Below are 21,059 nucleotides of genomic sequence, written 5' to 3'. Positions count from 1 at the left end.
AAACAGTGCGCCGGGCGCTGCACCTCGTGGTGCAGACACCCGACAATTCAATTACTTGTTCTTGTTGCTGATGATGGCTTCGCTCACGTTCTTCGGAGCTTCAGCGTAGTGCTTGAACTCCATCGTGTACGTGGCGCGGCCTTGCGTGGCCGAACGCAGCGACGTCGAATAACCGAACATTTCCGACAGCGGAACTTCGGCGCGCACGATCTTGCCGCCGCCGACCATGTCGTCCATGCCCTGGATAATGCCGCGACGCGACGACAAGTCGCCCATCACGTTACCCATGTAGTCTTCCGGCGTTTCCACTTCCACGGCCATCATCGGCTCGAGAATGACCGGGCTGGCGCGGCGCATGGCTTCCTTGAAAGCCATCGAACCGGCCATGCGGAACGCGTTTTCGTTCGAGTCCACATCGTGGTACGAACCGAACGTCAGGCGAACCTTGACGTCCACCACCGGGAAGCCGGCCAGAACGCCGCTCTTGAGCGTGTCCTGAATCCCCTTGTCGACCGCCGGGATGTATTCGCGAGGAATGACACCGCCCTTGATCTCGTCGAAGAATTCGTAGCCCTTGCCTTGCTCGTTCGGCTCCAGCGTGATGACAGCGTGACCGAACTGGCCGCGACCGCCCGACTGCTTGACGAACTTGCCTTCGACGTCCGCGGCCGACTTGCGAATGGTTTCGCGGTAGGCAACCTGCGGCGCACCGATGTTGGCTTCCACGCCGAACTCGCGCTTCATGCGATCAACCAGAATTTCGAGGTGGAGCTCGCCCATGCCCGAAATGATGGTCTGACCCGATTCTTCATCGGTCTGCACGCGGAACGACGGGTCTTCCTGCGCCAGGCGGTTCAGGGCGAGGCCCATCTTTTCCTGGTCGACCTTGGTCTTCGGCTCGACAGCCTGCGAAATCACCGGCTCCGGGAACACCATGCGCTCGAGCACGATCGGGGCGGTCGGGTCGCACAGCGTGTCACCCGTGGTCGCATCCTTCAAACCGACGGCTGCGGCGATGTCGCCTGCGCGCACTTCGTCGATTTCTTCGCGCTGGTTCGCGTGCATCTGCACGATACGGCCCAGGCGTTCCTTCTTGCCCTTGACCGAGTTCAGCAGTGTGTCGCCCTTGTTCACCACGCCCGAATAGACGCGGAAGAAGATCAGCTGGCCGACGAACGGGTCCGTCATGATCTTGAAGGCCAGCGACGAGAACTTCTCGTCGTCCGCAGCGCGACGCTCGATCGGCTGCTCCTTCTCGTCCGTACCCTTGACCGGCGGAATGTCGACCGGCGACGGCAGGAAGTCGATCACGGCGTCCAGCATACGCTGCACACCCTTGTTCTTGAACGCGGTGCCGCACAGCATCGGCTGGATTTCGCAGGCGATGGTACGCAGACGAAGGCCTTCGATGATGTCAGCCTCGGAGAGGTCACCCTCTTCCAGGTACTTGTTCATCATCTCTTCGCTCGACTCGGCAGCGGCCTCGACCATGCCTTCGCGCCACTTCTGGGCTTCCGCCAGCAGCTCGGCCGGAATTTCGACGTAGTCGAACTTCATGCCTTGCGACGCTTCGTCCCAAATGATCGCCTTCATCTTGATGAGGTCGACCACGCCCGTGAAGCTTTCTTCCGCGCCGATCGGCACCACCACCGGCACCGGGTTGGCCTTCAGGCGAGTCTTCAACTGGTCGTAGACCTTGAAGAAGTTCGCGCCGGTACGGTCCATCTTGTTGACGAACGCCAGACGCGGCACGCCGTACTTGTTGGCCTGACGCCAAACGGTTTCCGACTGGGGCTGCACGCCACCCACGGCACAGTAGACCATGCACGCGCCATCGAGAACACGCATCGAGCGCTCGACTTCAATCGTGAAGTCGACGTGACCCGGGGTGTCGATGATGTTGATGCGGTGCTTCTGGTAATTGTTCGCCATGCCGGACCAGAAGCAGGTCGTGGCAGCCGACGTAATCGTGATGCCACGCTCTTGTTCCTGCTCCATCCAGTCCATCGTCGCGGCGCCATCGTGCACTTCACCGATTTTGTGGTTCACACCGGTGTAGAACAAAATGCGCTCGGTCGTCGTGGTCTTGCCTGCGTCGATGTGAGCGCTAATACCGATGTTGCGGTAGCGCTCGATAGGGGTTGTACGAGCCACTTTAAGCCTCTTTCAATGTAGCCGCCATTTTTGAGGGGGCTACTAACACAAACGGGCGAGGCGCAATTTCTCATGCGCACCCGCCCCGGTTTCTGCTCTAGGTACTGCTTGCCAGCGTCAGAAGCGGAAGTGCGAGAATGCCTTGTTGGCTTCGGCCATGCGGTGAACTTCGTCACGCTTCTTCATGGCGCCGCCACGGCCTTCCGAGGCCTCGATCAGCTCACCTGCCAGGCGCAGGGCCATCGACTTCTCGCTACGCTTTTTCGCGGCCTCACGCAACCAACGCATCGCCAATGCCATACGACGCGACGGACGCACTTCGACCGGAACCTGATAGTTTGCACCGCCAACGCGGCGGCTCTTGACTTCAACCACCGGCTTCACGTTACCGAGCGCGGTGTTGAAGATTTCCAGCGGATCCTTGCCCGCCTTGGTTTGGATCTGCTCGAAAGCACCATAAACGATGCGCTCTGCGACCGACTTCTTGCCGGCAAGCATGAGCACGTTCATGAATTTAGCGACATCAACGTTGCCGAACTTCGGATCGGGCAACACTTCGCGCTTGGGGACTTCGCGACGACGCGGCATGATTTCTTCCTTAATAAATTCAGTTGGAGCTTCGCTCCGAGTCACCTACTAGCCACTTCCTGGCCGAGTGACCACTTACTCAGTGACGATGTACCACCATCACCGAACGTATGTCCGCTGAGCCGCTTAGGCCTTCGGACGCTTCGCGCCGTACTTCGAACGGGACTGCTTACGGTCCTTGACGCCTTGCGTGTCGAGGCTACCGCGCACCATGTGGTAACGCACACCCGGCAAGTCCTTCACACGACCGCCGCGAATCAGCACGACCGAGTGTTCCTGCAGGTTGTGGCCTTCACCGCCGATGTACGAAATGACTTCGAAACCGTTGGTCAGGCGCACCTTGGCAACCTTACGCAGTGCGGAGTTCGGCTTCTTCGGCGTCGTCGTGTACACACGGGTGCACACGCCGCGACGCTGCGGGCAGTCCTGCAGGGCCGGGCTCTTGCTCTTGATTTGAGCAGAGGTGCGCGGCTTGCGGACCAATTGGTTAATCGTTGGCATTGTGATTTCCTAAATGTGTCAAAAGCATGAAAACCAAGGCGGGCCGTCATGCAGATTTACTGCGCATTCACCCGGCAATTCTTGCGGATTACCCGCACCTAAACGCTTGATGCATAAGCATTTTGCATTGGACACGCGAATACCGCCGGAAAAACCGGAGCCTGCGACTATACCTCTGGCCAGGGCAAGTGTCAATGCACTTGTACGCAAATTCGCCCCGTAAGTCGTTGATTGTTAACGCGTTGCCGAGCGCCGCCTTGGGTCGCCACGCGTCGGCATGGGCCGGGGGAATATCCTCGCACGTGCCAAAGCGCAAACGTCGGCGTCCCGACGCGACAACCGAATTCGTTGCAACAGGAATACTCCGGGCCACCACGGGAAGCGTCCTGTGACATTAACTTGGAGTGACCGCAATGTATTTTGCGATTGGAGAATGGCTCACGACCGCGCTGGCAATGTCGAACGCAATGCCGTATCCGCCCCTTGCCGCGCACACGCACAGCATGACAACCGATCTCAGGCAGATCACGTCGGCGCCGGTCTCAGCCAGCGCCCAACGCGTCACACCTCGCCGTCCGGACGCTGTCGCCAACGACACGTCGTTCGACTGGTCGCAGCCCCCCGCGACCCGCGCACGGGTCTTCGCCGAGCGACTGACGGACGTGCGGCCAGTTTGCGTGGTCGGCAGCCGCAACGACAGTGAGAATTGTCTGCTCGACCTCACACCGGGCGCGAACGTCGACGTCAGTGCGAGTCGTCTGATGCTGGCGGGCTGCGAAGCGTCGCTCCCTGCGCCGGTCCGCGCGGCGCTAGCGCGCGACGGACGCGATGCCCGCGGTCTTGAGCACGCATTTTCCGAGACCTACGCTGCGGAGTCGCAGGGGAAATTCTCCGTCTCGGAGATCGAGCGGCGGATCACCCAGCGCCTTCGAGAGATATCGCCGAGCATGCATCACCTGCTGCGTCGCGCCGACGTCTACCTGGAGATGCCGCGGGTCACGTTCGTGCGCGTGCTGGCCAGCGAGCACGAAGCCCGACGCCACCATGTCAGGACGCCCTTCACCGCCCCGTCCATTCGTCACGTCACCCGCGCCCCGGATGTGCGCGACACCATGCTCGGCGCCTACATCCGTCTCCCGATCGGGGGTGTTGTCCACACGTTTCTCGTCTCGCTCGCCACGCCAAATACCGTTGAGCGGATTCGCCAGGATCCGCGCACCCACGCCGATGAGCACCTGCCGGCCTTCTTCGGCGACGTTCCGGACTACTTGCAGGCCACTCGTTTGCAGATGCGCACGGTAGCGCCGGGCGACGACATCGTACGAACACTCGCGGAGTGGCTTCATGACGGTCATCAACGCTATCGCGACTTCGCCCGCGGCGAAACGCGCGAGTGTCTCGCACCGGAATCGCATCGCCACGTCATACAGCCAGCATGCCCCCCGGCCACCCCGCCACGAACATCCACCGCCGCACGCACGCCGCCCCAGGCCCAAGCATTGGTGCAGGCCGAGACGCCACCACAGACTGGCGCGCCCCCGATCCTCGCCCGTTCACCGCGCGATCGACAACCTTCGGTCGCCGAAATCGCGGAAGCCGTCGCGATGCTTGAGCGTCTGGACAAGCAATACCGTTTGCTGGGACGCCCTCGCTTCGGCTGAGCAGGACAACGCTTGGCCCGGCGCACGCCAGGGATGACGGGCGGGGTCGCGGCCCAGGCCGCGATCGAGGGGAGATTTGCGCGCCCTATCAAATCTCGCAGCCTCGCCTGTCGTGTCCGGCGTAGGTGGTGTCATCTCGCGCGTTTTTCACGGAGGCGCGAATTCGTACACTCGGAGGTTTAGGCGGTGAGTCCTCCTGCCCTGACACGAGCCCACTATCAGCCATGCAGGCGAGTTTCGAAAAAGACAGCATTCTGGTGCTCGATGTCGACGGCACTCTGACCGATTCGGAGCGAATTCATCAGCGCGCGCTGCTCGGCGCCATGACGTCGCTGGAATTCGAAGACCTGAACACCGACTGGGGCAGCTACCCGCATCACACCGACACCGGCATTCTGATTCACGCCCACGCGGAGCACGGACGCGCGCTGCCGCAGCCGCACGATCTGGCGCGCTTCGAGCACGAGATCGACGAGCGCTTCACCGCGCTGCTCAACGCGCACGGTCTGGCCGAAATCCCCGGTGCTCGCGCCTTCGTCGACGCGGCACACCGCTCGCGCTGGGGGGTCGTGTTCGCCACGGGGGGCATCCGGCAGGTCAGCCATCGGAAGCTGCGTTCCGTCGCCATCGAATACACCGACGCGATGCTCATCACCTCCTCCGAGTACAGTTCACGCGAACAACTCGTCGCGCAGGCGATCAAGCGGGCACAAGCCGGCTACGGCATTACGCATCCGCGTGCGGTCGTCTCGATCGGCGACGGGATGTGGGACCTGAAAGTGGCGCGCCGTCTCGGCATCGATTTCGTTGGGATCGGCTCACGCCGCTCGCGCTCGCCGCTATGCGCCGAAGGGGTGCCCGTCTACGACGATATGTGGGATGCCATGCACTGGCTCACGCCGGGCCGCGGACGCGCGTCAGGTATTCGCTTGGCGTCACGCCCATGAAGCGGCGGAACATGGTGGAAAACGCGCTCGGGGTGTCATAACCGACTTCGAGCGCCACCTGCGTGATGGGCCGCCCAGCCCCCAACATTGGCAGCGCACCCAGCAGGCGCATGTGCTGACGCCATTCCCGAAACGGCAAGCCGAACTCTGTCGTAAAGCGCCGCTCCAACGTGCGGCTCGATGCGCCGACATCCAGCGCCCAATCCTGCAGGCTGCGGGGATCCGAAGGCGTGTTCAGGTAGATATCGAAGATCTTGCGCAGACGGGCGTCGCGCGGCACCTGCAAGTGCAGCGGCGACTCGCTCTTCCATTCCACTTCCTCGAGCAACAGTGCCATGACGAGGGCGTCCTTGCCGTCGGGCGACCAATCGGCAGGAAGCGCCATCGCGCGCAGGATCAACTCGCGCAACAGCGCGGATACGCCGATGACCACCGGCGCGCTGGGCGCCGACATCCCGCATCGCGCCACGTCGACGTAGATCGTACGCATTTCGACTCGGCCCCGCATGCGCACTTCATGCGTGACTTCCCCCGGCATCCACAGCGCGCGTTGCGGCGGTATGACCCAGAGCGACGTCTCGGTGCGCACTTCGAGAATGCCGGCACTCGCGTACATCAGTTGCGCGCGCCCGTGGCTGTGCGGGCGCACGACGAAGCCATCCGGGTAATCCTTCGCCAACGCGCCCACGGGGCGGTCTTGGCCCTGAAATCCCGGGGGTACCCCATTTGTGATCGGCATCGGCACCAGGCCTTTCAAAGGCGTAATTTTTGGGTCGTTTTAGGCGATCCCGCCAGCGTAACACCGGGTAGCGCCGCCCACCAAACCGAATCCCTTGCCGCGTCGGCGCAAAGCCAACACGGCTCAAAACGGCTTGACGATCACGAGCAAGACGATCGCGGCCATCGAGACCAGCGTAATGGGGAGCGCTCGCCGAAAGAGCGCCGGGGACGTCGTCACGCCATCGCGCTCTAGTCGCCTGAGCGTGGCGGACAGGCGTCCGTGCAATCCCGAGACGATCACCACCAAAACCAGCTTGGCCATCAGCCACGGCGCGCTCCACCAGTTCCCCATGATGGCCATCGCGGGGCCGGTGATCCACACCACGATCAACGCGGGCGACGCCAGTCCGTAATCCGCCCGCCGCGCGATGCGCCGCCACTCGGGCTGCGTCAGACGCCCGCCCAACGCCATCGCCACCAGGCCAGCAATAAACGTGATCACTGCAATCAGATGGATGGCCTTGATCCATAGATAGAGCATTGCGGTCTCCTCAGGGCTTCGATTGATAATTTCAAATTCAGCAACAGTTGATTGACATAACTCATCTTTATCGCCAAATCGCGCAGCAATACACTTCAACTGTCGACGATGAATAACACATCGCCTCTTTCAAAAGACAGGAGAAAACATCATGCAACGCACCCTCATTACCTCTGCCCTGGTTTCCGCAATGCTGGCCCTCTCGGCCGGCTCGGCTTTCGCCAGCGACGCGTTCGACGGCCCCTCGGAATTCTCGTGGGTGCCGCAAACCAGCGTCCTGAGTCGTGCCCAAGTCCGCCAGGAACTGGTCCAGGCGCAACAAGCCGGCCTGGTCGTTCAACACGATGCCGTGTACCCGAAGGCTGCGCCCAGCGCGCAACCGACGGCGGCCAGCGCCTCGATCACGATGGGTTCGGTCGGTGGCCAGCAAAGCGCCGGCTCGACTTATTTCGGCTCCTAATGTAACTCGCCGCGCCGCGGGCCTCTCCAAAGGGGCCGCGGCGCGGCGCGCGTTCTGCGCATAACGACGCGTCGGCACTTGCTGGCGCTCACTGTGATCTCCGGTCGCCCCCCCGACCCAAGACTCCTGTCGCTGTGCGTAGTGGTTCAACGCACAGGACTTTGCCCGTCGCTCCGGCGACGGGCTTTTTTAGCGGACCTGACAGCCTTCAGGAAGCCCGCGATCCCGTGACAGGAAACGACGAAGCCCGCCTAAGCGGGCTTCTGCTCGTTGATGAGACGACGGACAACGCTTACTTCGACAGCGACTTCGCGAGAAACTCGAGCGCGCGACCGTGGGCGAGCGCCGCCGACGGCTGATGGTAAGACGCGCGCGCCCAGCAGTTGAAACCGTGGTCGGCGTTGGGATACACGAACACTTCCGTGTTCGGACGCGACTTCACCGCTTCGCTCACCGACGCCACGATATCCGGCGTGATATGGCTATCGAGCGCCCCGTAGTGGAACTGCACCGGCACGTTCAGCCCGGCGGCTTCGCCCAGATAGTTGTGAATGCCGCCACCGTAGTACGGCACGGCGGCGTCGACCAGCCCGCGTGCGGCGCTCAGGTACGACAGCAGTCCGCCGAAGCAATAGCCGACGGCGGCAATCTTTGCATGGGCGTCAAGCTTGCTGCGCAGCGCCTTGGCCGTCGCTTCGATATCGGTCACGGCCTTCTCGATGTCGATCGATTGGCGCAGTTCCATCGCGCGCGCCCAGTCGTCGCCCGAGTAGCCAAGTTCGACGCGCGGGGCGGCACGCCAGAAGATATCCGGCGCGAGCACCACATAGCCGTCCATCGCGTATTGATCGGCAACGCCGCGAATGTGTTCGTTCACGCCGAAGATTTCCTGCACCAGCACGATCCCCGGTGCCTTTGCGATCGGCCCCGACGGCGGCAATGCCAGATAGGCATCGAAGGTGCCGTCCACGGTTTCGACACGGATCCATTGACTGTTCGACACGGAAGTTGCTCCATCAAAAAAAGGGGAAATGCCCGCGCGCGACAACCACCGAGCCACTGCAGGGATCGGGCGCGACACGCATGCGCGACCGCGCGCAGTCAGGCCGAATCAGTATAGGCACTTTCGCGCTTGCGCACAGCGCTCGGCCAAGCCCACCGCACAAGGCCCTGCAGGGGGCAAGACGCGTGCCCACTTTCGCATCTCTCGGCTCACTCTCCTTGTATCGCGCATGCGGTGAGGTGCGCCGTTTCGACGATCGAACCCAAACCTTCCGATCACGCTGAGCAGGCAACGTCGCTTCGTCCCTTCGGCGTTTCGTCCCTTAGCCCTCTCGCGATCCCCTGTGACGCCCCTTACATGTCGTTACCGCCCCCGGGCCGGTCGACGGATGCGCGTTACGCTTGCCACAGGCGTTCGATATTGCCGCGCGCGAATTTAATACGGAATCCATATCATGAAGATAGCAACACGCCATGCCATCAGCACCATTGCAATGTCGCTGGCATTAACAGCCACCGGCATTGCCACGGCCGACACGTTGTCGAGCACTGCGCGAGCGCAGAGCGCGCCGCCGGCGGACGACGCCGACAACAAGCACGACATGCACGACGCCATCGACATGCCGCCCCCACCGCCGCGCATGGGTCGGCCCGTCGGCGGACCGGGTCCGCAGGGTGGGCCCGCGCCTGCCTTCGCAGCCATTCGCACCATCGACGAAATTGCGCACTGGTACCGTATTGGCGGTCATCCCGAAGATGTCTTGCCGTTCTATCGCGAGACGCTCACGCAAACGCGCGACCCGATGCTGCGCCGTCATCTGCGCGACGCCATCGCGCGCGAGGCGTTGAAGCCGGCCGACACCACGGCAGCCATCGCGACATTGCGCGCGCAATTGCGCGAGGATCTCGCCGCATTGCCGCCGCCGCCGTCACCGTCACCGTCACTTGACGCCAAGCGCCGCTGATGGAGCCACGCGATAACGAACGCGTCAATCCCGCGACGCCGCCATGATTTTCGCGTTCCATTGCGGCAGCCACGTCAGCAAGAACTGCGCGAATCCCTCAGCCGCCGGCGACGCTGCACGCGAGAGCGGTCGGTACACACAGACCTGACGAATCGTCTCGGGCGAGACCACGCGGCGCATCACCAGGCCGAACGGCGGCGCGAGCGCTGCCACGTAGCCGGGTGTCAGGGTGGCGGCCAGCCCTTGCGACGCGACGCCGAGCGCGGTCGTCACGTTATCGACCACGTCGATAGGTGTAATGCGCGCATCGGGCGGCGCAGACAAGCGCATCTGCGCGACGCTGCGTTCGTGATCGCGTCCCGCCGCAACGAGCGGCGTATCGCGCAGATCCGTCCAGCGCACGCGCCGGCGTCGCGCAAGCGCGTGACCCGGCGCACACCACAACACCCACGGGCTGTCGAACGCTGGCGCCCCGGCAACATGCGCACCTGTCGCGCGATTGGGACCGATCGCCAGATCGAGGTCGCCGTTGGCCACACGATCGACGAGCGCATCGACCGGCGTATCGACCACGCGCACGACGACCTTGGGCCGCAGGTCGGCATAAGCGCGAATCGCGGCGGGCAGCGCCATGCTCGCGAGCACCAGCGGCGCGCCCACGCGCACGATGCCGGCAGCACGGTTGCGCACGTCGTCAGCCGTTTTCTCGGCCGCCTGCACATGCCGAATCACCGACTCCGCCGAGGCGAGAAAATCGCGCCCAGCGCTGGAGAGCGCCACTCGTCGGGTCGTGCGGTCGAAAAGCCGAAATCCCACGACCGATTCGAGTTCGGCAACGAGTTGGCTCACGGCCGACGAGGTGAGCCCCAGGCGATTGCCCGCCTCGGCGAAGCTGTGCAATTCGGCAATGGCCACCAGCGCCTCGAACTGGCGGAGCGTGATGCGGGTCAGGGGCATGTCGTGTCGATGGTCAAGTCTCGCCTACGAATAAACCGGCATCGATGGATTGTCCCGTAGACGCGTGGTGCTCACCATCGGCTTGCGCACTTCCCATTGAAGCGAGGACCGCCCTGCCGAACGCCACTGTCCGCGCCAAGGAATCCGTCACTGCGGGTACAGGCCATGTACCCGCCCGAACAGGCGCGTCAGGCCGAGCAATGCGTCGATGTTGGGCGCAGGAACCGACACGCGCTGACCGATCTCGCGCACCACGCTCACCAGCGCGTCGAGTTCGATGGGACGGTGCGCCTCCACGTCCTGCAGCATCGACGTCTTGAATGCCCCCAGCTTCGCCGTCACGGCATGCCGGTCATCGGGCGACTGATCGATCGCGCAGCCGATCCTGGCCCCAATCGCCGCCGCCTCCCCCATCGCGGCCGAGCAGAACGCGCGCACGAGCGGGTCGTCCAGCAACCGGTCGATCGTCGCGCCCGTGATCGCCGACACCGGGTTCATCGTCAGGTTGCCCCACAGCTTGTACCAGATGTCGAGACGCACGTGCTCCGACGCCTTGACTTCGAAACCCGCTCGCGTCAGCAAACCCGCGAGCCGCTGCACGCGCTCGCTCGCCCCGCCGCCCGGCTCGCCGACGATGAGCCCACGCCCCATCTTGTGATCGACCACCCCCGGCGCCGCTGTCGCCGCACTCGCATGCACCACGCACCCGATCACGTTGGCCAGCGGAATCGCCGCACCAATCGCCCCATCCGGATCGACGCTCGTCAGCGGATCGTCGCCAAAGGGCGCCACCCCCTTGCAGAACCACCACGGCACGCCGTTCATCGCGGGCAACACCAGCGTTTGCGGGCCGAGCAGGGGCGCCACGGCGCTCGCGACCTGCGCAAGCGCGGGCCCCTTCACCGCGATAACGATCAGGTCCTGCACGCCGAGCTTGCTGGCGTCTTCTAGGGGATGCGCCGCGTCCACGGGCGCAGTCGTCACCGTCTCGCCCTGCTTCACGCGCCAGCCATGCTCGCGCAACGCCGCCAGCGTCGCACCGCGCGCCAACGCGCTCACGCGCGCCTCCCCCGCCGCCGCCAGTCGCGCCCCGAGCAAGCCGCCGATGGCGCCCGCGCCAATGATCGTCACCTTCATCCCTTCACTCCTGTGGTTGCGCCGCGAGTCGATAGTTTTCCTTGAATCGCTCCGGCACACGTTCGTCAAACCCCAGCGCCACACGGCGCACTTCAGGACTGTCGCCCGGCGGGTGCCCCACACCGAGCGCCGCCGCGCGTGGTGCATCGATCCCCACGACCTGCCCCACAAGGCGACCGAGTCCAGTGATCTCGCACGCCACCCGATCCCCCGCGTCCACCGAGCGGGAATGACAGGGTGTGCCCATCAGGATCACGTCGCCCGGCAGCAGCGTGATATGTCGCGCAATGTCTGCGATCACGTAGTGCGGGCCCCAGATCGTCTCGTCACCGATGTGCGCTTCCTGCACGACGCGTCCGTTGCGATAGGTGCGCAACGTCTGCTCGAACAGGTTCACGCCGCGCACGATGCCCGGGCCGATCGGCAACAGGGTATCGGCCCCCTTCACGCGCAACATCGACCCTTGATCGGTGTCGCGAAAGTCCTGCAAACCCATGTCCAGCGCCGGGCAGAACCCCTCGATGTAATCCCACGCTTCATCGGGAAGCACATTGCGGCACGTACGCCCGATCACCACCGCGTACTCGCCCTCGTAGTTCAGATACCGACAATCCGCCGGCTTGAGGATCTGGCCGTTGTGCCCATTCAACGAGGTCGGTGGCTTCGTGAAGTACGTCGGCGTGTCGGTCGGCTTGGGCCGGTTGCGCGTCTCCATGCTACGCGAGCGATACGAGATATGCACGGCGATGATCTTTGACGGATCCACCGGCGGCAGATGCGCCACCGCCTGCGGGTCCACCGTACGTCCATCGTCGAGCCGCAACAACCCGCGCTCGCGACCGTCCTCGACGATCGTGCCCCAGAACGCACTGCCGCCCAGCGATACGCGACGACGCTCGACGCGCGGGCCGCGCATCACGGCAGGCAATTCTCGCAGCGGAAATTCGAAGTCCATGGTCGCGTCCTGTCAAATCGTATCGAACCAGACATGCACGTTGCCGGTGCCGCGTGCGTTCTCGTATTCGGACAGCACCGTGCCCGGGTGACGGCTCGCCGCACCGCCCAGCGCCCCGATCATCTGCAGGTAATGCGCGCCGTGCGCCTCCCACGGGCGCTTGCGGTAGTCCTCGTCCCAGTTCGCCAGAATCCGGTCGTGACGCCCCTCCCGAAAAGCCTCGATGGCACGCTTGTCGCTCTCGATGTTCTCGGGGCGCGACACATTGCTCTCGTGGAAGATGCGCGGATGCCGGGGCTGCCAGTCGATGCCGTTGAACCGGTGACTCAACGAACCCGATGCCAGCATCACCACGCGCAGAGGACTGCGGCGAATCGCCTCGCCGATCGCGTCACCCGATTGCAGGAAATGCTTCGTCTCGCAGTTCTGACACGAACTCACGGTCACGACCGGCCACGCGTCGAGCCGCATCTGTTTGATGACGTTGATCGTCGGGTAATGGCGCGGCAAGTCGGGATGCGACACCGCGCGGGCGCGCACGCCGCGCTCGCGCGCCACGGCTTCGACGCTCAGCGCCAGCTCGGTATGCCCACGATAATCGTAAGGCACGCCATGCAGATACCAGGGCATCTCGTCGGAGATGTACATGCCCGAATAATGCGCCCCGCCGTCGATCAGGTGATAACCGGTGGTGAACCAATGCGAGTCGAAAATCACGATGACGTCCGGACGCGCCGCCACGACGCGCTCACGCACCCGCGCATAACCGGCGATCAAGTCCGAATCGGTGCCCGCGCCCTGCAGGACGCGGAACTCCTCACACTGCATCAGTCCTGGGTGATGCGAGACCAGCGCCGCGCCGACGATCTGTCCCATGGGGCTCTCCTCTTCTCTCGTTGTGATGCCGCGGGCGCATCAGCGATGGCTGAAGCTGGCCTTGAACGGCTGTTTCGGCACGACGACATCCTTCACGTCGCAAAAGAAATCGAAGCTCCAGTCGCCGCCTTCGCGGCCAATGCCGGAGCGCTTGGTGCCGCCGAACGGCGCCGCCAGATCACGAATGCCGAAGCTGTTGATCCAGAGAAAGCCCGTGCGAACGCGCTGCGCGACCGCAATGGCGTGCGCCTCGTCGCCATAACAAACGCCGCCCAGCCCATAGTCGGTGCCGTTAGCCATGTCGACGGCCTCGTCATCGCTTGCGAACGTTTGCAGCGTGAGCACCGGGCCGAAGACCTCCTGTTGCACGATCTCATCGTGCTGACGCAGATCGGTGAGCAGCGTCGGCGCGAAGTACTGCCCGCCGAACGTATGCCGTGTGCCGCCCCACAGCACGCGCGCGCCCGTTGTCACGGCCCGATCGACGAAGCCCTGCACGCGTTCGAGCTGCCGCAGGTGGATGATCGGACCGATCTCGGTCTGCCCATCGCGCGGGTCCCCCACGACGAGGCGCTCGACCAGCACGCGTAGCTTGTCGGTAAACGCCGGCGCCACATCCGCATGCACGAGCAGACGCGTGCCCGCCAGGCACACCTGCCCGGCGTTGCGATACATCAGCGCGGCGGTGGCGGCAGCAGCGTCGAGATCGGCGTCCGCCAGCACGATGAAGGCCGACTTGCCGCCCAGCTCCAGACTGCACGGCACGAGATTGGCTGCCGCCGCCGTGGCGATCCACTTGGCGGTGGCGACCGAGCCGGTGAACGAGATGCGCGCAAGCCGCGCGTCGCTCACGAGCGCCGCCCCCGTCACGGCCCCCGGGCCATGCAACACTTGCAACACGCCCGGTGGCAGCCCCGCCTCGTGCGCGCAGTCCGCGAGTAGCGAGGACGTAAGCGGCGCCCACTCCGGCGCCTTGAGCACTACCGTATTCCCGCACGCCAATGCCGGGCCGACCTTCCATGTCGCGAGCATCAGCGGCGAGTTCCACGGCGTGATGACCGCCACGACACCCGCAGGATCGTGACGCACGAGATGACGCGCCTGCGGCGTCTCGATCACACGGTCCTGCAACGTCATCGCATGCTCGGCGAACCACGTGATGTTCTGCATGGCGCGCGGCACCACCCCCTGCGCCATGCGTGAGCGCAGCACCCCGGCGTCGATGCTCTCCAACGTGGCGAACGCATCGGCCCGGCGCCCAATCGCTTCGGCAAAGCGCTGGAGATAGGGCAGGCGCCCTGTCGCACCGAGCGCTGCCCACGCGGGAAATGCCATGGCGCCGGACGCCACCGCGAGATCGACGTGCGTCGCGTTACCGCTGGCGATCTCACCCAGACGCGTCTGGTCGATGGGCGAGACGCACACGAACATGTCGTCCGACGCCACGCGCCGGCCGTCGATATAGTGATCCGGCGAAACGGCCACGCCGGCGACGTCAAATCGGATAGCAGTCATGCCATATCTCGTGGGAAAGGTCGGGGTGACGCGCCCGGCGGCTGGCGCACCGATCAGCGCTTTTCGTCGTCATCGATGGCGAATCTCGCCGCAAGCGAACGGCTCGCGTTCGCGAGCAGTGTGGTATCGACGCCCACGGCCATGAACGTCACGCCAACGTCGAGGTAGTGACGGGCGAGCGTCTCGTCGGCGCACAGAATCCCTGCCGCCTTGCCCGCCCGACGAATGCGTGCGATGCCGTCTCCGATGGCCTGGCGCACGTCATGGTGCGTCGCGTGCCCAAGATGCCCCATCGACGCCGCAAGATCCGCCGGGCCGATGAACACACCGTCGACGCCATCGACGGCGGCAATGTCGTCGACTTGCGCAAGCGCATCGGCCGTCTCCACCTGCACGAGCAGACAGGACGTCGCGTTTGCCGCGTGCAGATAGTCGTCGTAGCGGTTCCATCGCGATGACCGCGCCAACCCACTGCCGACGCCGCGCGTGCCTTGCGGCGGATAGCGCGTTGCGCTGACGAGCGCGCGCGCCATGTCAGCGGACTCGACCATCGGCACCAGAAGCGTCGTCGCCCCGATTTCCAGCACCTGTTTGATGAGCGTGGCGTCGCCGTGCGGCAAGCGCACCACGGGATGTGTCGGGTATGGCGCCACCGCCTGCAACGTTGCGAGCATCGTGCGCAGATCGTTGGGCGCGTGCTCACCGTCGATCACCAGCCAGTCGAAACCGCTGTCTGCGCACAACTCGGCGGCGTACGGCGTAGCGAGTCCCAACCATAGACCGATCTGGCGCTCGCCGCGGGCCAACGCCTGCTTGAAGGCATTCGGGGGAGTTTTCATGACAACCTCTCCAGTGAGGTGCGGACAATTGGGGTCGTTAGGCGCCGTCAGACGAAGCGCACACCGATTGCACCGAGCGGGCCGTAGTCGGCATGAAACACGTCGCCCGCCGCGCAAGCCACGGGTCGCGTAAACGACCCGGCGAGCACGATCTCGCCCGCTTGCAAGCCTTCGTCGAAAGCGCCCAGCGTGTTGGCCAGCCACGCAATGCCGTTGCCGGGATGGTTGAGCACCGCCGCACTCAGGCCCGACTCTTCGATCACGCCGTTGCGGTAGAGCAGCGCGCCCGTCCAGCGCAGATCGACCGCGTCCGGCTTCACGGGACGTCCACCGAGTATCACGGCCGCATTCGCCGCGTTGTCGGCGATCGTGTCGACGACCTTGCGCGGCGCCTTCGTGTCGCGGTCGAACAGCTCGATGCGGCCATCGATCAATTCGAGCGCCGGCGTCACCCACGCGGTGGCGTCGAGCACGTCGAACAAGGTAACCCCAGGGCCCTTGAGCGGCTTGGCCAGAACGAATGCCAACTCCACTTCGAGACGCGGCACGATGAACCGCGAGGCATCGAGTGTCGCGCCATCGGTCACAAGCATGTCGTCGAGCAACGTGCCGTGATCGGGTTCCGTGATCTGGGCGGCGACTTGCATGGCGCGCGACGTCAGCCCGATCTTGTGACCGATCACGCGACGCCCTTCGGCGAACTTCAACGCCAGCCACGCCTGTGCGATCGCGTAGCTGTCGGCCGTCGTCATCTCGGGATACCGGCGGGAGAACTGCATGACCGGCGTGCGACGGCGTTCGGCGTCGTGCAGTTCGCGGGCAAGCGCCTGGCAGGTCGCGGCGTCGAGCGTCGGCATCGGGGGGTCTCCATGGCGCCACCCGCTACGGGCAACGCGATCTTATTGGTCGATAACGCCTATTCTTGCGGCCCCCGGCGCCAGGAACAATCAATCGATTCAGGGTTATTAATAAGCAAAACTGGATAATCGAGCGCCGCCGGATACCTTCCGCCAGTCAGGCATCGCCAACTTAATTACGAAATGAGAGTGATTTGCATTTATAATCCGCAACGATTTATTACAAGGCATTACGCAAACCGAACCGAATGCTGTCGGCTGCCGTTCCGGTCAACGCTCGGGTTCGCCACACTCTCGCCGTCAAGAAGGTCAGCCAAGATGAAGATGTCTCTGCGTCGCCGCGCACATGTGGCCGCCGACACCCCCCGCGTCCGCCCCTGCGCCGCCCACCTCCCCCCCCGTCCTCGTCTGCCGCACGCCATCGCCAGCGCCGCCGCGCTGCTCGTGACAACGCTCGGCACCGCGTATGCGCAGCAGGCCACAGGTGCGACGGCAGCAGAATCCAGGGCCGAAGTCGAACTCGACGCAGTCAACGTTTCCGGCGACTGGCTCGGGACCGGTCTCGACAGCAGCGCGAAGACCTTCCCCGGGGCGCGTACGGTCGTGAAGAAGGCGCAGATCGAGGCATCGGGTGCGACGAGCATTGGTGATGTCATGCGCCGCATCCCCGGTGTGCAGGCGAGCGACAACTCGGGTACCGCGGGCAGCGCCATCTCGCTGAACATCGGCGTGCGCGGCCTCACCGGCCGTTACTCGCCGCGCTCGACCGTGTTGCTCGACGGCATTCCGATGGCCGTCGCACCTTACGGTCAGCCGCAGTTGTCCTTTGCGCCGGTCAGCCTGTTCAACATCGAGAGCATCGACGTCGTGCGCAGCGGCGGTGCCGTGCGCTACGGGCCGCAGAACGTCGGTGGCGTGATCAACTTCAAGACGCGCGCGATCCCCAGCACGCCGGGCCTTACGGCCGACGCCACCGTGCGTGAGAACGTGTACACGATCGGTGGTGGCGCCAACACCCAATACGGTGCGTTCCTCGGCACGCAAATGGACAACGGCCTGGGACTCGCGCTGCTGTATTCCGGCATGGTCGGACGCGACTGGCGCAAGGGCAGCGACGAGCGCGTGAACGACCTCGCGTTGAAATGGCGGTACGACATCTCGTCGAGCCAGCAGGTGTACGGCAAGGTCTCGTATTACGACGTGAAGTCGAAGACGCCCGGCGGCCTGAGCGTTGCGCAATTCAACGCCGATCCGTTCCAGAACACGCGACCGAACGACTACTGGAGCGGCAACCGCACCGGCCTCGACGTCGGCTATCTGAACACGATCTCCGAGACGCAGGAATTCGAGATCCGCACGTTCTACAACGAGAGCTATCGTCAGAGCACGCTGATCAACGCAGCGGGCACGCAGACCACGCACCAGCCTCGCAACTACGAGACGTTCGGTGTCGAGCCACGCTTCACACAGCGCCTGTTCGTCGGCCCGACCGCGCACGACGTGACCGTTGGCTATCGCTACGTGCACGAGCGTGGCGACGACAACAACTGGACCACCACGCTTGCGACCGGTCGCAACTCCGCCACGCGGACGTTCTACAACTACACCAGCGCGAACGCGTTCTACCTCGACGACCGCATCGCCTGGGGCAACTGGCGACTCACGCCGGGCGTGCGTTACGAGATCATCAACTCGCAGCGCGTCGACAAGTCGACCGGCAACACCTTCCGCTCGGACAACAGCAAGCCGCTGCCATCGGTGAACCTGTCGTACCTGGTGAACAGCGCGTGGACGGTCTATGCGGACTACAGCACCTCGTTCGGACCGGTGCAGAACACGCAGTTGAATTCGATGTCGGCCGCGAACCCGCTGACGCCGGAGCTCGCCCGCACCTATGAAATCGGCACCCGCTGGTCGGACTCGCGTTGGAAGGCAGAGCTCACGGCGTTCAAGATGAAGTTCGACAACCAGATTCTGCAAGTGCCCGGCTCGACCCCGCCCGTCTTCCAGAACATTGGCGCGACGAACCACGACGGCATTGAAACCGCCGTCGATTACACCTTCGATCGCGACAGCGTGCTGCGCGGCTTGAACGTGTACGCGAACTTCACGTACACGCGCGCGATTCAAAAATCGGGCGCGACTGCCGGCCTCGACGTGCCGTTCTACTCGCGCTTCACCGACACGCTCGGGGCACGTTACGACATCGGCGCGTGGACATTCAATGTCTCAACCACACACCAGAGCGCGCAGTACTCGGATCTGGCGAACACCGATGCGGAATCGGCCGACGGCAGCAATGGCAAAGTCCCGGGCTTCCGCCTGTGGAATCTGCAGGCGATGTACAAGATCCCCGGCTACAGGAGCGCCGACATCACGGTAGGTCTGAACAACGTCTTCGACAAACGCTTTTATACGCGCAACGTCGACGGCAACGCCGGTCGCATGGTCGGCGCCCCGCGCATGGTCTACGTGCAAGGCCACTTCGGCTTCTGAAACTGCGTGGTGGCGACGATTAACCAGAATCTCCGCTTCCATCGATGCGCCTGCGACCATCCCGCAACGACATCGAGTAATGACCCGGACCTTCCCCCACAGAAATATCCCACTGTAAGGTTAGCGACAGGGCTGCGGGAGAAACCTTGTCATGAAGAAGTCACGGTTCACGGAAGCACAGATCATCGGCGTTTTGAAAGATGTAATGACCCAGCAGAACCCGCTCAGGTCAGGCGGCTAAAGCAAAAGCCTCGGCCAGGGTCATCATCTTCAGCGCTTGATGCGGCCGTCGATGGTTGTAGAACTGAATCCAGTCGCCGATCACACGGCTGGCGTGTTGCAGCGTCTCGAAGCGATGGCGGTGTGCACGTTGCCTCTTGAGCATACGGATGACGCGCTCGACTATGCCGTTCTACTGTGGACGATCGGGGTGACGAATTCCTGGCGCAGGCCGTAACTGCGTGCCAGCGCGGTGTAACTGCGACTGGTAAAGACCAACCCGTAGTCGCTACGTAACCGGAGTGGAGCTGGCACTCGGCCCAACGTACCGAAGCGAGCAATCAGCGCTTGTATGCGGCGCCGGAAGCCGATTGGGGTTTTTTGACCTGCCAGGCTTTCAATTGAAAGACCCGCTGCACGGTGTTCTCGTTGACCCGAGCAGGTAAGACCGTCCGATAACCAAATGATGCTGACTCCTCGATCATTGGCTTGATCGGTTTGAATCGCCCCGGATTTGAAGGAGGCTCCAACTCTTGAGAGAATGGGGCCATGAACAAGAAGCCAAGCAAGTTTTCACCGGAAGTCCGGGAGCGCGCAGTGCGCCTGGTGCGCGAGCAGCGTAGTGAGCATCCATCGCTGTGGGCGACGGTCGAGTCGATTGCGCCGATGATCGGCTGCACGCCGCAAACATTAAACGATTGGGTCAAGCGCGACGAGATCGATAACGGCGAACGTGCCGGCCTGACCACGAACGAGCGTGAGCGCTTGAAGGCGCTGGAGCGCGAGAACAAGGAATTGCGCAAGACCAACGAGATTCTCAAGCTGGCCAGCGCGTTTTTCGCCCAGGCGGAACTCGACCGCCGTATCAAGTCCTGAAATCCTTCATCGATCAGCATCGAGATACCTTCGGGGTCGAGTCGATCTGCAAGGTCTTGCGGATTGCCCCGTCGGCTTACTGGCGCCATGCTGCCCAGCTTCGCGATCCGTCGAAGCGCTGCGCCCGAGCGAAGCGTGATGACGTGCTGTGCCCGGATATCCAGCGTGTCTGGCACGCCAACATGCGGGTCTACGGCGCGGATAAGGTCTGGAAACAGATGAACCGGGAGCACATCCGGGTGGCCCGTTGCACGGTCGAGAGATTGATGCAGCGACTGGGATTGCAAGGTGCGGTTCGCGGAAAGCGGGTCCGAACAACGGTTCCCGACACATCCGCGCCGTGCCCGCTGGACCGGGTCAACCGGCAGTTCAAGGCCGACCGGCCAAATCAGCTCTGAGTTTCCGATTTCACCTACGTTTCGACGTGGCAAGGCTGGCTGTACGTGGCGTTCGTCATCGACGTGTTTGCGCGGCGCATCGTTGGCTGGCGGGTGAGTCGTACCATGCGCACCGACTTCGTACTTGATGCGCTTGAACAGGCGCTGTACGCCCGCCAACCCGGCGACGACGGGACGCTGATCCATCATTCCGACAGGGGGGCGCAGTATGCTTCCATTCGGTACACCGAGCGACTTGCCGAAGCTGGAATTGAGCCGTCGGTCGGCAGCCGCGGCGCCAGTTATGACAACGCCCTGGCGGAAACGATCAACGGCCTGTGACCTGTCCTGAAAATTTCGTACCAATCAAATCTAGGGATAATGGCTCCTCAGCTCAGATGAGGAGTTGGTATGAA

Annotated in this window: 20 protein-coding genes, 1 pseudogene and 1 other annotated feature; of the genes and pseudogenes, 6 read left to right on the top strand and 15 right to left on the bottom strand. The window is 63.7% G+C overall.

All coding sequences use genetic code 11. The features are described from left to right. Positions 1 to 51 precede the first annotated feature (51 nt). The 3 genes from fusA to rpsL form a co-directional block, all read right to left on the bottom strand. Positions 52 to 2,154, bottom strand: a complete 2,103-nt coding sequence (gene fusA, locus PCE31107_RS17350; RefSeq protein ID WP_130027429.1) for an elongation factor G — start codon at positions 2,152 to 2,154, stop codon at positions 52 to 54. A gap of 117 nt (positions 2,155 to 2,271) precedes the next feature. Next, complete coding sequence (gene rpsG, locus PCE31107_RS17345; protein ID WP_017232357.1) at positions 2,272 to 2,742, bottom strand: 30S ribosomal protein S7; 471 nt, start codon at positions 2,740 to 2,742, stop codon at positions 2,272 to 2,274. Between the two features lie 126 nt (positions 2,743 to 2,868). Continuing rightward, the gene (rpsL, locus tag PCE31107_RS17340) at positions 2,869 to 3,243 is read right to left on the bottom strand and encodes a 30S ribosomal protein S12 (protein ID WP_017232358.1); all 375 of its coding nucleotides are present in this window, start codon (positions 3,241 to 3,243) and stop codon (positions 2,869 to 2,871) included. 413 nt (positions 3,244 to 3,656) lie between these two features. Between rpsL and PCE31107_RS17335 the strand changes: the two genes are divergently transcribed. After that, positions 3,657 to 4,904, top strand: coding sequence for a hypothetical protein (locus tag PCE31107_RS17335; protein ID WP_150610036.1), 1,248 nt, complete (start codon positions 3,657 to 3,659; stop codon positions 4,902 to 4,904). Positions 4,905 to 5,128: 224 nt separating this feature from the next. Beyond that, the gene (locus PCE31107_RS17330) at positions 5,129 to 5,851 is read left to right on the top strand and encodes an HAD family hydrolase (protein ID WP_150610034.1); all 723 of its coding nucleotides are present in this window, start codon (positions 5,129 to 5,131) and stop codon (positions 5,849 to 5,851) included. Here PCE31107_RS17330 and PCE31107_RS17325 read toward each other — a convergent pair. Together PCE31107_RS17325 and PCE31107_RS17320 are read right to left on the bottom strand one after the other, a co-directional pair. Further along, a complete protein-coding gene (locus tag PCE31107_RS17325; RefSeq protein ID WP_240756092.1) occupies positions 5,799 to 6,590 on the bottom strand; it encodes an AraC family transcriptional regulator in 792 nt (263 codons plus the stop codon). The genes PCE31107_RS17330 and PCE31107_RS17325 overlap by 53 nt on opposite strands. A gap of 123 nt (positions 6,591 to 6,713) precedes the next feature. Beyond that, positions 6,714 to 7,112 (bottom strand): CopD family protein, encoded by a 399-nt coding sequence (locus PCE31107_RS17320; protein WP_150610033.1) that lies wholly within the window; start codon positions 7,110 to 7,112, stop codon positions 6,714 to 6,716. A 151-nt stretch (positions 7,113 to 7,263) separates the two neighbouring features. Here PCE31107_RS17320 and PCE31107_RS17315 point away from each other — a divergent pair, with 151 nt between their 5' ends. Further along, positions 7,264 to 7,572, top strand: a complete 309-nt coding sequence (locus PCE31107_RS17315) for a DUF4148 domain-containing protein (protein WP_150610032.1) — start codon at positions 7,264 to 7,266, stop codon at positions 7,570 to 7,572. A gap of 292 nt (positions 7,573 to 7,864) precedes the next feature. Here the strand turns inward: PCE31107_RS17315 and PCE31107_RS17310 are convergent, their stop codons facing one another. Next, a complete protein-coding gene (locus PCE31107_RS17310; RefSeq protein ID WP_150610031.1) occupies positions 7,865 to 8,575 on the bottom strand; it encodes a dienelactone hydrolase family protein in 711 nt (236 codons plus the stop codon). Positions 8,576 to 9,029: 454 nt separating this feature from the next. Between PCE31107_RS17310 and PCE31107_RS17305 the strand changes: the two genes are divergently transcribed. Beyond that, complete coding sequence (locus PCE31107_RS17305) at positions 9,030 to 9,539, top strand: hypothetical protein (RefSeq protein WP_150610030.1); 510 nt, start codon at positions 9,030 to 9,032, stop codon at positions 9,537 to 9,539. Between the two features lie 24 nt (positions 9,540 to 9,563). On the opposite strand, the gene PCE31107_RS17300 is transcribed toward PCE31107_RS17305, so the two are convergent. The 7 genes from PCE31107_RS17300 to hpaH form a co-directional block, all read right to left on the bottom strand. Then, positions 9,564 to 10,496, bottom strand: coding sequence for a LysR family transcriptional regulator (locus tag PCE31107_RS17300; RefSeq protein ID WP_150610029.1), 933 nt, complete (start codon positions 10,494 to 10,496; stop codon positions 9,564 to 9,566). Between the two features lie 147 nt (positions 10,497 to 10,643). Continuing rightward, positions 10,644 to 11,633, bottom strand: coding sequence for a 2-dehydropantoate 2-reductase (locus tag PCE31107_RS17295; RefSeq protein ID WP_150610027.1), 990 nt, complete (start codon positions 11,631 to 11,633; stop codon positions 10,644 to 10,646). Positions 11,634 to 11,637: 4 nt separating this feature from the next. After that, positions 11,638 to 12,588, bottom strand: a complete 951-nt coding sequence (locus PCE31107_RS17290; protein WP_150610026.1) for a fumarylacetoacetate hydrolase family protein — start codon at positions 12,586 to 12,588, stop codon at positions 11,638 to 11,640. Between the two features lie 12 nt (positions 12,589 to 12,600). Next, positions 12,601 to 13,464 (bottom strand): DODA-type extradiol aromatic ring-opening family dioxygenase, encoded by an 864-nt coding sequence (locus tag PCE31107_RS17285; protein WP_150610025.1) that lies wholly within the window; start codon positions 13,462 to 13,464, stop codon positions 12,601 to 12,603. Between the two features lie 39 nt (positions 13,465 to 13,503). Next, on the bottom strand, positions 13,504 to 14,979 hold the full coding sequence (locus PCE31107_RS17280) for an aldehyde dehydrogenase family protein (protein ID WP_150610024.1): 1,476 nt from the start codon (positions 14,977 to 14,979) through the stop codon (positions 13,504 to 13,506). Positions 14,980 to 15,032: 53 nt separating this feature from the next. Then, positions 15,033 to 15,818: a 4-hydroxy-2-oxoheptanedioate aldolase gene (hpaI, locus tag PCE31107_RS17275; protein WP_150610022.1), complete on the bottom strand. Its 786-nt coding sequence runs from the start codon at positions 15,816 to 15,818 to the stop codon at positions 15,033 to 15,035. Between the two features lie 47 nt (positions 15,819 to 15,865). Then, positions 15,866 to 16,675, bottom strand: a complete 810-nt coding sequence (gene hpaH, locus PCE31107_RS17270; protein WP_150610021.1) for a 2-oxo-hept-4-ene-1,7-dioate hydratase — start codon at positions 16,673 to 16,675, stop codon at positions 15,866 to 15,868. 318 nt (positions 16,676 to 16,993) lie between these two features. Here hpaH and PCE31107_RS17265 point away from each other — a divergent pair, with 318 nt between their 5' ends. Further along, complete coding sequence (locus PCE31107_RS17265) at positions 16,994 to 19,171, top strand: TonB-dependent receptor family protein (RefSeq protein ID WP_150610020.1); 2,178 nt, start codon at positions 16,994 to 16,996, stop codon at positions 19,169 to 19,171. 229 nt (positions 19,172 to 19,400) lie between these two features. Here the strand turns inward: PCE31107_RS17265 and PCE31107_RS23710 are convergent, their stop codons facing one another. Continuing rightward, positions 19,401 to 19,556: an integrase core domain-containing protein gene (locus tag PCE31107_RS23710; protein ID WP_246181870.1), complete on the bottom strand. Its 156-nt coding sequence runs from the start codon at positions 19,554 to 19,556 to the stop codon at positions 19,401 to 19,403. A gap of 175 nt (positions 19,557 to 19,731) precedes the next feature. Further along, a complete protein-coding gene (locus PCE31107_RS23705) occupies positions 19,732 to 19,941 on the bottom strand; it encodes a hypothetical protein (protein ID WP_246181869.1) in 210 nt (69 codons plus the stop codon). Between PCE31107_RS23705 and PCE31107_RS17255 the strand changes: the two are divergent. Then, a pseudogene (locus PCE31107_RS17255) lies at positions 19,940 to 20,982 on the top strand (IS3 family transposase); the annotation flags it as partial. The gene PCE31107_RS23705 and the pseudogene PCE31107_RS17255 sit on opposite strands and share 2 nt — an antisense overlap. Beyond that, positions 20,221 to 20,337 (top strand) — a sequence feature (AL1L pseudoknot). It overlaps the preceding pseudogene by 117 nt. Positions 20,983 to 21,059: the final 77 nt, after the last annotated feature.

It is taken from the genome of Pandoraea cepalis (genome assembly GCF_902459625.1).
Lineage (GTDB): Bacteria > Pseudomonadota > Gammaproteobacteria > Burkholderiales > Burkholderiaceae > Pandoraea > Pandoraea cepalis.
Note: the sequence above shows the minus strand (reverse complement) of the source record. Positions and strands in the feature narration are given on the sequence as shown.